This is a genomic window from Vibrio ichthyoenteri ATCC 700023 (assembly GCF_000222605.1).
Lineage (GTDB): Bacteria > Pseudomonadota > Gammaproteobacteria > Enterobacterales > Vibrionaceae > Vibrio > Vibrio ichthyoenteri.
On the sequence record NZ_AFWF01000089.1, the window covers coordinates 23,395 to 36,900 of the forward strand.

Genomic DNA, 13,506 nt, shown 5'->3' on the forward strand with positions numbered 1-13,506 from the left:
ATTATGAGAGATAAGGTTCAAGCACTTGCTGGCGGTATGATGGTTTCGATCATCGTCCTAGTAATCGCAGGTATTTTTATCGGGATAGGCGCCGGCGTTGTTAACCAAATGGCATCGCACGACTCTGTTATTTTCGCATTCTTCAAACTGATGCTGGATCTTGGTTTGATGGTAATGCGTAACCTACCACCATTCTTCGCTATTGGTTTAGCATTTGCGTTGGCAAAATCTGAAAAAGGTTGGGCCGCGTTTACTGGCTTTACCATGTTTATGTGTTTCAACGTAGCGATTGGCTCGATTGCGGCTTACCACGGTTGGACGCAAGAATCGACTAGCGTTGCAGCACTAATGGAAGCGGGCTACGACAAAGTAGCAGCGCAAAACTTCAATTCACTTTGGGGTGAGTCGCTAGGCATCTTCGCTTACAACATGGGTATCTTCAGCGGTATCTTAGTTGGTTGTATCACAGCGTGGATTCATAACCGTTACTACAAGTTTGAGATGCCAGCACTGTTAAGTTTCTTTTCTGGCCCTCGCGCGGTTGTGATCTTTGCTTACTTCGCCATCATGCCTATTGCATTGTTTGTTTACTATGCATGGCCACCAATTGCAGGCGGTTTGCAATCCATCACAACGCTAATCACTAGCTCTGGTATTTTCGGATCATTCCTATTTGGTGTGTTTGATAAAGGCCTACTTCCGTTCGGTCTACACCACCTTATTGCATTCCCAATTGAGTACACTCGTGTGGGCGGCGTAATGGAAATTGACGGCGTGGTTTACGAAGGTGTTCGTAACATTATGAACGGTCAAATGAGCTCGCCAGACGCAACCGGTTACATCACGCACAACTTCACCAGCGGCCGTATTCCAATTCAAATTGGTGGTCTAACGGGTGCGGCGTACGCAATGTATGTGACGGCGAAAACTCAGAACCGTAAGAAAGTGGCAGCAATCATGGTACCAGCAGTCTTTACCGCTGCGGTTATCGGTATTACTGAACCACTAGAGTACACGTTCCTATTCGTTCAACCATTCTTGTTCTTTGCTGTGCACGTGCCACTAAACGGTCTTGCTTACGTCATTACAGAAATGTTCGGTGTCTCTATCCACGGTAACCAGTTGCTGTTCATGGTGCCAAACCTACTGCAACCTGAAAAAGTACACGCATGGGCACTACTATGGATTGTTCCTTTGTACTTCGTGATTTACTTCTACACATTCAAGTTCTTCATCTTGAAGTTCGATGCGAAAACGCCGGGTCGTGAAGATGACGACGGTGCAGATATCGCACTGTACTCAAAAGACGATTTCAAGAAGAAACAGAAACAAGACACAGCGGGTCTACCAGTGGCGATTATCGATGCCCTGGGCGGTGCGGATAACATCGAAAACATCTCTAATTGTGCTACACGTCTACGTGTGTCACTGCACGACGAATCGCTTGCAGCAAGCGATGATGTTTGGAAAAAAGAGCTTAATGCTATTGGTGTGGTTCGCATGCCAAAAGGTATCCAAGTTATTTACGGCGCAAACGTCATCACCATTGCTTCAGGCCTCAAAGACGCACTCGGTATCGATTCATAAGGATTGATTCTTAGGCATCTCGCAACACCCTACAAATATAACTAAAACAAAAGCTTCCCGCCTGTGACCACAAGTCACAGGACGGGATCTCTGTACCCAAAATATGGAAATTTGAATCATGAAAACCATAACAAAGTGTTCATTATCATTGCTGGCAGTCTGTGTTTCTGGAGTTCTACATGCGGCAGACACAACCCCAACATGGCCTGAACGTAGCCCAATCGTTTTCTGGGGCGACCGTGCGAATGAAGACTGGTCATATGTCGACAATATTGCAGAAGATGACAAAAGCTTCTCTGAGAAATTGAAACGTTTAGATATCTCTGAAGATGGTGATTGGAAGGTTTCTTTCTCCGGTAATATGAAAGCGACTTTCGACAACCGTTGGAACCACATGTACGATCCTGAAGTGCGTAAACATAATGAACTGCGCTCACGTTTGCAGTTCGCTACCGATGTCACCTACCAAGATTGGGTGCGTCTATACGGTGAGATCCGCACTAACTACACCAACTTAGATAACCCAGGTCCAGTCGATGATGCCGGTACTGACTTCCATCAATTGTTTGCGGAATTCAAGCTGCTCGATGATGGTGAGCAGTTCTTGAGTACACGTCTTGGTCGCCAAGAGATTTACCTTAACGAATGGCAAATGATGAACCGCGAACCGACGCCAGTACAAAACAGTTGGAATGCAATTTCAGCTAAGTACAAAGTCGCGGGGATCAACTTTGATGCGTACTACGGTGAAGAAATCTTCCCTGTTCGTGGTGACAAAGATTGGAGCGGTAACTGGGACGATAAAACCAACGGTAAAAAATCGACCGGTTTATTTGCCAACTGGCGTACCAGCTTTGGTGCCATGCAAGCCTACGTGATGAGCAATGAGCTCACAAACTCAAGCTTTGTTAACGCGCCTCATGGTGACGTAGACATCCAAGTGCTGGGCTTACATGCGCACGATTTTGTTAGCGAAGGTTTTGGTTACATGGTTGATGGTATCTACCAGTTTGGTGATCAAGCGGGTAAAGATATCTCAGCATACATGGCCTACGCCGATCTAAACTACAACTGGAAGGCCGATTGGAACTACCGTGTGGGTATCAATCTGCATTACGCGTCAGGCTCTGATAAGAACAGCGATAAAGTAAACACCTTTAACCCATTGTGGACCGGAGACCCGCTCGGTTTCGCTCACGATGGTGCTTATGGTAACGCGATGCAATTTGGTGGCTACTCTGTGATTGAGTACATGCCAAAACAAAGCATCATTACTGGTTTCATGTCGACTTGGCGTGCCAACCCCGAAGATGCAATCTATACCTTGAACCAAGATGTATTGTATGGCGCAGACTCGGATGAGAAATACGCTTACACCCAGTTCTACCTGCAATTCCATAACTATCTAACGCCGAACTTGAAGAGCGAAGTGAATACCTACTACGCACTGGCAAGTGACTACACTGATGACGTCGTCAGCCCTGATAGCAAAGACATTGCTCGTATTGAACTGGCATTGATTTACAACTTCTAGTCAAAGTTGTATCACGCTTGCCCTCGCAGTATCTCCCTCGTGCGCTAGGGCGAGCGTCCCCCTTAATCTCGATAAGTTGCTGGTGGCCTAAGCCACATAGTCGTTATCGCTGCGAGGGTCTTCAATTTAGTCCGTCCTATACTTGGCCTTTTCCAAGTTCAAATCTGTCGTTTAAAACCCGTGTGTTCAAAACCATGGTTTAAAACGTTTGCCCAGTGATATCACTGGGCTTTTTTTGTTTACGGCTTTTTAATTGTCGACATTAAACAATACTAACAGCGGCGACGTTTGATTTATCATACTGAGTTAACGAGCCAAGATCGCAAATTGTGGCGACCCTGAAGTGTCGACAAGGCGATTCATCATCAATCTATTGAGATGATTTGTGCTCACCCGAACTTCTCGCGCCGATTGAGAAAGAATGATGTTTAAGGAAGCAGGATGAAACAAGAGCAATCTGTCGAATATGATTTAATCACTGCCTGCATTGAATCCATCAATAGCGTGCAATTTAGTCAGCGTTTGATGGCGTTATTGAGCGATATGATTGATTTTGATTGTGCTGTGATCCTTGGTTATCGTGACGGTAAACGACCGATTTATCTGTATGATTCCATTGATACTCAGAGAGAATTGCTTTTTCAGCGCTACTTAACCAATTCCTTTTTGCATGACCCTTTTTATGTCGCGTCCGCTCAACAGGCCAATGATGGGGTATATCGCTTAAGTGATGTGATCAACAACGAACAAGAATACAAAGATTATCAGCGCGCTTTTTATACTCAAACCGGTTGGAAAGATGAATTGAGTATTGTCGTGGCGATTGATGACTCGCGTTGGGTGGCGATCTATCTTGGTTATATCCATTCTGAACGACACTTTTCTGTGCAGCAAAAAAGTCACTTAGAGCAACGCTATTCATTGCTTAAAGCGCTGTGCAAACAGCATTGGCTAAGAGATGAATTATTGTTGGCGCACTCTAAGCAGACCAATATGGCGCAGACAGTGCAACAAGCACTGACGAATTTTGGCCAAGGCTGTCTGACCCAACGGGAAAAAGAGATCACTATGTTTTTGGTGCAGGGTTTTTCTACGCAAGATATCGCGGATCACTTAGCTATCACTGTGGGCACGGTTAAAAATCATCGTAAGAAAATCTACGCTCAGCTCAAAGTGGGTTCTTTAAATGAGCTGTTCCAACTGTTTTTAAATCACTTGATCACCCATGAATAAAAGCTGCTTGGCTTGATAAATGGGTTTTCTATCCCTTTAGGGATATCGTTCAACGCTCTTAATGTTATTAGCATTGTTTGCTGCAAACTGAAGAGAAGAGAACAATGCCGCAGCAACTTATCGAAAACATTACTCAACGAGGTCTGGTGTCGCAAATCAGCCAGCCAGACGATCTGATTGAATTACTAACCACACCTCAAACCGTTTACTGCGGTTTCGATCCAACCGCTGGCAGCTTGCATATTGGCCACTTGGTGCCTTTGATCATGCTAAAACGCTTTCAAGATGCAGGGCACAGTGCTGTTGCTCTGATTGGCGGAGCGACAGGCCTGATTGGTGACCCTAGCTTTAAAGCGTCAGAACGCACGCTGAATGGCAAAGATACGGTGCAAGAATGGGTTGATGCTCTTTCTCATCAGATCAGTACCATTATGCAGCCTCACCTTGATAAGCCATTAACCTTGCAAAACAACGCCGATTGGCTTGGCCCGATGCAAATACTCGATTTTTTCCGAGATGTCGGCAAGCATTTTTCAGTCAATGCGATGATCAATCGAGAGTCGGTAAAGCAGCGACTCTTGCGTCCCGAGCAGGGTTTATCCTTTACTGAATTTAGTTATTCCTTGTTGCAATCGTATGATTTTGTTGAGCTGAATCGCCGCTTTGGTTGCCGAATTCAAATTGGCGGAAATGACCAATGGGGCAATATTGTTAGTGGGATTGATTTAACACGTCGTCTCAATGGCGAAACCGTGTATGGCTTAACCCTACCTCTCATCACCAAATCCGATGGCACCAAGTTTGGGAAAACAGAAGGCGGGGCAGTCTGGCTTGATCCGCGAAAGACATCACCTTATTCCTTCTACCAATTTTGGCTGAGTGTCGATGATTGCGATGTGTACCGTTTCTTACGCTTCTACACTTTCTTAACGAATCAAGAGATTGATGCGATTGAAGAGCAAGATAAAGCGCGACAAGGTAAGCCGATAGCGCAGAAAGTTCTCGCAGAGCAGTTGACTCAATTTGTACATGGCTCAGAGGGGTTGTCAGCCGCTCAGCGTATTACCCAAGCGCTATTTAGTGGTGATGTACAACAATTAAGTCTTGTTGAATTAAAGCAGCTTGCGTTGGATGGTTTAGAGGTGACGACGATCGAGGAGAGTGAAATAAGTATTGCTCACCTGCTGGTTGAGAGTGGTTTGGCAAGCTCAAATCGTATTGCGCGTGAGCATATCGAAAATCAAGCGATCAGAATTAACGGAGAACGAGTCAGTGGTCTTAATGAATCGCTTGGTTTTCCACTGTTTGATCAATTTTGGATTGTGCAAAGAGGCAAGAAGCAATTTAGATTGATCACCAAATCGTGATTGGAATAAATAGGAAAAGAGAGCCGTAAGGCTCTCTTTTTCGTATTGGCACAAAGGTGTTTAGCCCATAAACCAAGAGATAAAAATCAGCGCGCCGAAGATGAAGGTCGCAGCTAACGCGGGCTGGCCACCACCAGCCGTGTAGGTTTGCTCCAGCTTGGCGTGGGCAAAATCTGGTTTACGTACTTGTACAACCATCGCTAATGGGCCCCAAATCGCTAAGAACACCAATACCATCCCCGCGTAATCCAACATGCTCACAAATTGATTTGAGAACAGCGTTGCTAAGATTAGAGGGAAGACAAACGTTAAGCCATAGGCAATGGGAGTATTGCTAGTGATAGCATCTTTGTTTTGGTCATACAGCGCCATAGAGACACCAAGGTACGATGTGATTAGCGCCAATGCAGAGAAGATAGCGACAACCGCTTTAAGTAACTTCGCTTCGCCACCGAAAGCCGCAATTAACTGCGAAATGTTTTCAAACTGGCTGACAGCCTCAACACCTAAGTTACCAATAACCGCAAATAACCAAGTGAGGTAGCACACAAGCGGAATGATAGAACCGAGCAAGACCATATTACGGATTTGCTTTTCTGACGCGCCTTGGTTGTAACTGACCAAAGATGGGATAACAACCATAGAGGCGAAACTGGTAAAAATCACGGCACTGTATTGCACCACATCACTACCAGAGAAGTTGCTTTCTTGGCTGAGGTAATCCCATTGGATATTGTTCATGAGAGAAAAAATTACCACAAACAGCATGATAACCATCAAGATGAACAAGCCGCGATTAAGCTTATCGATGTATGACTTGCCGGCAACCACCACTAAGCCCATAACGAGGCTGAACAAGGTGTAACCAACCACTGGCGATACGTCAAAACCCACTTCAAGCAACATGCTGTGCAGCAAGTCACCAATGCCGATGATGTAAGCAATCAATAAGCAAGCCAGTAAAAGGTAGAACAAAACGTTGATGAAGTGCTTGCCGTTACGACCGAGCGTGAAGTACGCGATGCTGCTCATACCCGTGCTTTCTTGGGTTTTGGTGCACGCTTCTGCGAGCAGTAGGGCAGAGTATGTTGTGCCAAGGAAGATGACAATCATCAAGGCTGCACTGACGAAAAAGCCAAATTGCGCCAATACCATTGGAATTGCCAACATTCCTGCGCCTAATGCGGTTCCAGATAAGATTAAGGAACTGCCAAACAGTTTCATATTCAAAAGAAAAGACCCCTACTGAAAATAATTTCAGAACAACGTGTAAAATTTATTTGCCAAGACTAACAAATAAATCAGTAAATACCGCATAGAAATTTTTTATCTTGTGGAATAAATATTCTAAAAAGGCGTGAACTGCCCGTTATACATGGGGTTTTAGCTTCCTATCATAAGGAAAATACCGATCTGACCAGTTAAATTAGATTGATTTAGGTTGTTTTTTTGCGCAAATCGAAACGAACAGAGAGGGGTAAAAGTTAGCGTACGATTCTTTTGGATTAGATTTATTTATCGTTACGGATAAATAACCAAATGAGTTGGATGTAAAAATTACCTCCTTGAGCACAAAAATGAGCTGAATTTCGCTTTATGGTGTGGGGTCATGCGAAACCTCAGGGTTAATTGGCCGCGATATTAGGAATGTGTGCCAGTCAATCATGCCATTTTCCGATTGGCAAAGTAGCGTTTCGAGAGGCAATGTTTTGATGATGAAATGAAAATCCCACAGTCACTGTAATCCTCCTACCCGTTTATCTTAATTAATAGATAAATATTACGGTGTGCGCCAAGTTTAATATGGCAGATGAATGCAATTTACCTAATTGGGCGCTTGCTTTCACAAGTGATTAAACCATAGCTAAAACCTATTGAATTAATAAGTATAAGCGGTTTTGTAAAAGTGACTTACAGGGCTATCTTTCTATCAAAACAAGGCCAATGCCAAAAACATTCGATGATCATTTCTGGAAGGAAGATACGATGAGTAAGAAATTAACCACTGCTGCTGGTTGTCCGGTTGCTCACAACCAAAACGTAATGACGGCGGGCCCACGTGGTCCTCAACTACTTCAAGACGTATGGTTCTTAGAAAAACTGGCACACTTTGACCGTGAAGTAATCCCAGAGCGTCGTATGCACGCTAAAGGTTCGGGTGCCTACGGTACCTTTACTGTGACTCACGATATTAGCCAATACAGCCGCGCAAAAATATTTTCTGAAATTGGTAAAAAAACCGAAATGTTTGCTCGCTTTACTACGGTTGCTGGTGAACGTGGTGCGGCGGATGCAGAACGTGATATCCGTGGTTTTGCCCTTAAGTTTTATACCGAAGAAGGTAACTGGGACCTAGTGGGCAACAACACGCCAGTCTTCTTCCTGCGTGATCCGCTTAAATTCCCGGATCTTAACCATGCGGTTAAGCGTGATCCGCGCACCAATATGCGCAGCTCGACCAATAACTGGGATTTTTGGACATCACTGCCAGAAGCTTTCCACCAAGTGACCATTGTGATGAGTGATCGTGGTATCCCTGCGTCTTACCGTCACATGCATGGCTTTGGTAGCCACACTTTTAGTTTCATCAACGCGAATAACGAGCGTTACTGGGTTAAATTCCATTTCAAAACTCAGCAAGGCATCAAAAACATTACCGACCAAGAAGCCGAAAGCATCTGTGGTAAAGATCGTGAAAGTCATCACCGCGACTTGTATGAAGCGATTGAGGGCCAAGATTTCCCTAAATGGAAAATGTACGTACAAATCATGCCTGAGTTAGAAGCAGATGAAGTCAGCTTCAACCCATTCGATTTGACTCGCGTATGGTCACAAAAAGATTACCCACTCATTCCAGTCGGTGAGTTTGAACTAAACCGCAACCCTGAAAACTTCTACGCTGAAGTTGAGCAATCTGCATTTAACCCAGCCGCTGTGGTTCCGGGTATTGGTTTCTCGCCAGATAAAATGCTGCAAGGCCGCTTGTTTGCTTACGGGGATGCACAACGTTATCGCTTGGGTGTTAACCATCATCAAATTCCAGTGAATGCGCCACGTTGCCCAGTGCACAGCTACCACCGTGATGGTGCAATGCGTGTCGATAGTAACTTTGGTTCAACTATTGGTTACGAGCCGAACTCGCAGCAAGAATGGGCAGAGCAGCCAGACTTCTCTGAGCCGCCGCTGCGTATCAACGGTCAAGGTGCGAATTACGACCACCGTGTGGATGAAGACTACTTCAGCCAAGCAGGTGATCTGTTCCGTCTGATGAATGCCGAGCAGCAACAAGTGTTGTTTGATAACACTGCTCGGGCAATGGATGGTGTGCCAGATTTCATCAAACAGCGCCATATTGACCACGCCTACCAAGCCGATCAAGCTTACGGCGACGGCTTGAAACAAGCGCTTAGCATGTAATGTATCGCGATTAGAAATGATATAAATGAAAAGGCGCTGTAAGCGCCTTTTTTGATTCTTTGCTAGACATAAATGCCGCCTAAATAAAATGTTGCTCTATCTAACAGCGCGATTGCGGCATTCTCACTTCTCTTTGTTAGCGTGAACGGTATTCTGAAGGTGTAATGCCAACGACCTTTTTGAATACTCGGGAAAAGTTACTGACATCATTATAGCCAACCAGATAAGCCACTTCCTCAACGGTCGCCTTATGAATGCTAATCTCTTTTTTGGCCAGGTCCATTTTAAAGCGTAAGCGATACTGCTGAGGGGTAAGCCGTAAGTTTTTTTGAAAGCACGAGTGAGCGTCTTTTCACTCACACAGCATACCTGCGCCATGGCTTGATTGGACTGCTCTGCCAAAGGCGTTTCCTCACAATATTTCTGTGCTCTGAGCACGAGTTCATCGCCATGACTATAATCGGGAACAAAGCGTTCGTAGTGTGCTTGCAACCGGCCGGTGAAATCGAGCAAGCACATATCGGCAACTTCTCGGGCTAATTCGAATCCTGCATATCGAGCAATCAAATGTAAGGTCACATCTTGGAAAGCAAACAAGCCAGAACCTGTGATGATAGCCCCTTCATCTACCACCATTTGATGCTTTTTGACTTCGACTATTTGTGGGTACTGTTCTTTGAGTTTGTCGCACAATTTCCAGTGCGTTGTGGCTGAACGTAGGTCAAGTAATCCGGCCTGAGCAAGCCAAAAAACACTTGCGCAATTGGCGGCAAGAGTGGCACCAGAGTGATGTAATAAAGTGAGTGCATTGAGCATCACTTTATCATCAAATTTGACTGTCATCCCCATAGTCGCTGGTGGAATGAATACCACATCAAAGCTCTCTGAGGTGCCAATCTGGTGAGCAGATATTTGTTTTATCGTAAAGATAGTATGGCCGTGAAGATGGTTGGCGATGGATAGAATATCTTCAATTCCTGCAATCGCAGATGGCATTGACCCTTCTGCCACTAAGATGGCAACACTCACACTGCGCTCATTCATATAAATCAACCATCATGTCCATAAGTGACTTAAATAAGTCCAATTTGGTCATTATAAAGCCTAAGCCTAGCTTGTAAAGTAGCCCTAACATTGAAAGGAGAGACCCTATGACAAAGACAGCACTCATCATTATTGATATTCAAAACGACTACTTTGAGGGAGGCGCGATGCCGCTTCATAATCCGCAGGCTGCTAGTCACCAAGCCGCTAAGTTAATTAAGCATTTTCGCGCACAAAATAAACCAGTCATTCATGTCCAACATCTTGCCGCGAGTGAGGCATTAGGATTCATGTTAGAAGGCACCAAAGGACAAGAGATTCATCCTAGTGTGGTACCAGTTGCACCGGAGAAGGTCATCATTAAGCATTACCCCAATTCATTTGCCAAAACCGAACTGGAAAGCGTTCTACAAGCGCTTGAGGTCACGGAGATTATCGTGGCTGGAATGATGACGCACATGTGCGTGAGCAGCACGGTACGCGCTTCTTTGGAGTATGGTTTACAGGCTACAGTCGTACATGACGCCTGTGCGAGTTGTGATCTCACGATTTTGGGGCAAACCATCGACGCGGATAATGTGCATGTAACCGCGCTAGCTGAGATTGCTAACATCGCTAAGATCTCCAGTTGTGAAGAAGTCCTTGCGCACGCTTTCGACAATGAGGCTTAATGCTGCGCCAATTGAGCGCTCAGCAAAGAGAGATTAGTGTAAACTCTGACGGTATCCCCCAACAGAGAGGGCAAAGTTTGCATTCTGAAGAAAATCGAGTGAGAAAAGCCACGCGCATTGAAAGCGTAATGAACTCAGCATTGTGGCACCTAGGCCAGAAAGATCTGACGGAAAGTGAGCTGCTTTCCAAGCTTCGCGTTAAGACTGACAATCAAGAGTGGATTACCGAAACTTTGGAGAAACTGCGTGGCTTTGGTTATCTTAAATCTGATAATGAGTTTGCCGAGAAATTCGCGGAACGTTCATTTTTCAATGAATATGGCAGCGGGTACATTGTTGAAAAACTTAAAAAGAAAGGGTTGGACGACACGGTGATTCGCGCCGCGGTGGCAAAGGTAAAAGATGAGTTGCGTATTGATGAGCAGACAATTTTAAACGACCGAATCAACGGCTATTATCAAGCGTTCAATATGAGCAAAGAAAAGCTGGTCGCCACTTTGCAAAAAAGAGGCTTTAGCTACGCTCAAGTCAACGAAGCGATTAAACAACACGCCTGTTTTCCTCAGCTGCAAACCAACCTTGAGATCAAAGCAGAAAAAGCCGATCTAGAAAAAGAGGTGCTGAAATATGCCCGCAAAGGGAAGGGCATGACAGTGATTCGTCAAGAATTACGTCAGCGTAAGATCGATATCTCCGAGCTAGATGCCCTCGTTGATAAATTAATTAACGCAGAACAAATCGATTTTTACAGCGCTTGCTTGGAGCAACTTGAAAAAAAATCCTACGATTTAAGCAGCCATAAAGAGCGCAGCAAAGCGTATGCGATGTTATCGCGCAAAGGTTTCTCATCGGAAGAGATCCAATTCGCCATGAGTGAGGCGAGCTCATAAATGCTTGAGATTGTGCGCGAAGAATACGTTTAAAGACGCCGTCAACACCTGTCTCTATAGCTTAGATATATGCTAAGAGACAGGCTTGCTAGCGTTTATGATGTTATCGCTAAGCTGTGACTTTCCTTGCTGGTGCTTTTCGCCAGTTTTTTTATCCAAGCGCCACTTTTAATTCGATATAAGATTGGAATTAGCTTTAAGCCCTCTTCCAATAACACGGCGCAAATCACCATTTCGACAGGCCAACGAAACCAAAAAGCAAAGATCAAGGAAAGAGGAACTGCGCCCAACCATTGTGCGCAGAAATCTAACTTCATGGTAAATTGCGTATCGCCACCGCTTTTTAAAATACCCGACATTGCCGTCATCGTAATAGAGCGTAAAAAGATACTGGCTAACACAAATGGGAACAAGGTATAGAGCATGGTTTGTACATCGGCTTCAATCTCACTAAATAGCCCTAAGACCGCATGGCGACTAAACCAAAGTAATCCGACTAAAAGCAGCCCGACAGAAATGGCAGAAATAAATCCAGCTGTCACATAATCGTTGAGCTCTTTTTGTTGCGCGGCTCCTATTTTTTCACCAATCAGAATGCCGACAGCCGCCGCACAGCCCCAACTTAATGCGGAAGTCATCACCTCAATAGGTGACAATATAGAGATCGCCGCCAATGCTGTCGTGCTTATATTTCCGTAAATGGCGTGGTATATAAACACGCCGCCACTCCAAATGAACTCGCCAGCAATAATCGGCAGACTGATTTTCAAAAACGTAGAATGCGCAGTCCAATGGCACGTCTGTTTGGCTACATGTATCGAGATCATCAGGTAAGGCTGCTTGTAATAGATATAGACGAAAAACAGTAAGGTGGAAAGCAAACGAGCCGCCAGTGTTCCCCAAGCCGCACCTAATAAACCAAGCGCCGGTAGCCCCCAGAAGCCAAAGATCAGCAAGTAGTTGAAAGTGATGTTGAGCACCAACTCCACAACAAATAGATACAGCACTACTTTAGGTTTTTGCAAAGCGCGCATGCCGGCACTCCAAATCACGGAGAAAGCGCTCACGACGATCGTCAGCGCGGTGATTTTTAAATAGCCACTGGCCAATGCAATGATCGCATCGTCGTTAGTCATCAGCCCTGCAATCGAGGGCGCAAAAAAATAGAGCACAGGGACTAAAGCTATTGCCGTGAGCGCGCTATAAAACAGCCCAATATGGATCATCTTGTGCAGTTCAAAGAGATCTTTGGCACCCCAATACTGAGCACAAAAAATGGCTGTTCCACCGCCTACGCCAACAATAAGATTGAGCACAAACCACAAAATTTTCGCCCCGATCCCTGCAGCAGCAATGGTATCCCCGCCTAATTTGGCCAGCATATAGGTATCAACAAACCCCAAGCAGGAAAACAGCATGCTGTGCAAGGCAATCGGCACCGCCAGAGTAAATATATTTTTGTAAATCTTCATCAACCTATCGTCCTTGTTTTAGGTATAAAAGAGCTTGTTCATTGAACGGCAAGCACACTGATCCCTTTGCTTGTGCGGCAAAAATAGAAAATTTTTGTCATGATTTGGGCTAAGTTAACGCCCGACAGGAGGTGAGCTAAACCACTGTTGTAAAAAATCGATAAACGCGGACAAGCTGGCGTTACGGTGAATCACCGGCGGATAGATAAGGAACATATCGTTTCTACTGATGAAATAGTTTTCTAACACTTGTACTAGTGTTCCCGCTTTTAGCGCGGGCTGAACTAAGAA

General features: G+C 45.0%; 10 protein-coding genes. 7 read left to right on the forward strand and 3 right to left on the reverse strand.

Going from position 1 to position 13,506, the window contains the following annotated elements; genetic code table 11:
• Window positions 1-3: 3 nt before the first annotated feature.
• From RH85_RS07680 to tyrS, 4 genes are all read left to right on the forward strand, one after another.
• Window positions 4-1,587 carry a PTS transporter subunit EIIC gene (locus tag RH85_RS07680; protein ID WP_006711644.1) on the forward strand — a complete coding sequence of 528 codons (1,584 nt, stop codon included), beginning with the start codon at window positions 4-6 and terminating at the stop codon, window positions 1,585-1,587.
• A 118-nt stretch (window positions 1,588-1,705) separates the two neighbouring features.
• Window positions 1,706-3,121, forward strand: coding sequence for an alginate export family protein (locus RH85_RS07685; protein WP_006711645.1), 1,416 nt, complete (start codon window positions 1,706-1,708; stop codon window positions 3,119-3,121).
• A gap of 441 nt (window positions 3,122-3,562) precedes the next feature.
• Window positions 3,563-4,354, forward strand: a complete 792-nt coding sequence (locus RH85_RS07690) for a response regulator transcription factor (RefSeq protein WP_006711646.1) — start codon at window positions 3,563-3,565, stop codon at window positions 4,352-4,354.
• Window positions 4,355-4,458: 104 nt separating this feature from the next.
• Entirely contained in the window at window positions 4,459-5,721 is a 1,263-nt protein-coding gene (tyrS, locus tag RH85_RS07695) for a tyrosine--tRNA ligase (protein WP_006711647.1), read from the forward strand.
• A gap of 60 nt (window positions 5,722-5,781) precedes the next feature.
• Here the strand turns inward: tyrS and RH85_RS07700 are convergent, their stop codons facing one another.
• A complete protein-coding gene (locus RH85_RS07700; RefSeq protein ID WP_006711648.1) occupies window positions 5,782-6,945 on the reverse strand; it encodes an amino acid permease in 1,164 nt (387 codons plus the stop codon).
• A 762-nt stretch (window positions 6,946-7,707) separates the two neighbouring features.
• Here RH85_RS07700 and katE2 point away from each other — a divergent pair.
• Entirely contained in the window at window positions 7,708-9,138 is a 1,431-nt protein-coding gene (gene katE2 / locus RH85_RS07705) for a catalase KatE2 (RefSeq protein WP_006711649.1), read from the forward strand.
• A 123-nt stretch (window positions 9,139-9,261) separates the two neighbouring features.
• Here katE2 and RH85_RS23805 read toward each other — a convergent pair whose 3' ends face one another.
• Window positions 9,262-10,167, reverse strand: a complete 906-nt coding sequence (locus tag RH85_RS23805) for a GlxA family transcriptional regulator (protein ID WP_160162456.1) — start codon at window positions 10,165-10,167, stop codon at window positions 9,262-9,264.
• 122 nt (window positions 10,168-10,289) lie between these two features.
• On the opposite strand from RH85_RS23805, the gene RH85_RS07715 reads away from it, so the two are divergent.
• Both RH85_RS07715 and RH85_RS07720 read left to right on the forward strand, forming a co-directional pair.
• Window positions 10,290-10,853: a cysteine hydrolase family protein gene (locus tag RH85_RS07715; protein ID WP_006711652.1), complete on the forward strand. Its 564-nt coding sequence runs from the start codon at window positions 10,290-10,292 to the stop codon at window positions 10,851-10,853.
• A gap of 128 nt (window positions 10,854-10,981) precedes the next feature.
• Window positions 10,982-11,743, forward strand: a complete 762-nt coding sequence (locus RH85_RS07720) for a RecX family transcriptional regulator (protein WP_039948847.1) — start codon at window positions 10,982-10,984, stop codon at window positions 11,741-11,743.
• A 95-nt stretch (window positions 11,744-11,838) separates the two neighbouring features.
• On the opposite strand, the gene RH85_RS07725 is transcribed toward RH85_RS07720, so the two are convergent.
• Window positions 11,839-13,215, reverse strand: coding sequence for an MATE family efflux transporter (locus RH85_RS07725; RefSeq protein ID WP_006711654.1), 1,377 nt, complete (start codon window positions 13,213-13,215; stop codon window positions 11,839-11,841).
• Window positions 13,216-13,506: the final 291 nt, after the last annotated feature.

Excerpts from the sequence above, each read along its gene's own strand:
- RH85_RS07680 (WP_006711644.1), top strand. The coding sequence starts at position 4 with ATGAGAGATAAGGTTCAAGCACTTGCTGGCGGTATGATGGTTTCGATC.
- RH85_RS07685 (WP_006711645.1), top strand. The coding sequence starts at position 1,706 with ATGAAAACCATAACAAAGTGTTCATTATCATTGCTGGCAGTCTGTGTT.
- RH85_RS07690 (WP_006711646.1), top strand. The coding sequence starts at position 3,563 with ATGAAACAAGAGCAATCTGTCGAATATGATTTAATCACTGCCTGCATT.
- tyrS (WP_006711647.1), top strand. The coding sequence starts at position 4,459 with ATGCCGCAGCAACTTATCGAAAACATTACTCAACGAGGTCTGGTGTCG.
- RH85_RS07700 (WP_006711648.1), bottom strand. The coding sequence starts at position 6,945 with ATGAAACTGTTTGGCAGTTCCTTAATCTTATCTGGAACCGCATTAGGC.
- katE2 (WP_006711649.1), top strand. The coding sequence starts at position 7,708 with ATGAGTAAGAAATTAACCACTGCTGCTGGTTGTCCGGTTGCTCACAAC.
- RH85_RS07715 (WP_006711652.1), top strand. The coding sequence starts at position 10,290 with ATGACAAAGACAGCACTCATCATTATTGATATTCAAAACGACTACTTT.
- RH85_RS07720 (WP_039948847.1), top strand. The coding sequence starts at position 10,982 with ATGAACTCAGCATTGTGGCACCTAGGCCAGAAAGATCTGACGGAAAGT.
- RH85_RS07725 (WP_006711654.1), bottom strand. The coding sequence starts at position 13,215 with ATGAAGATTTACAAAAATATATTTACTCTGGCGGTGCCGATTGCCTTG.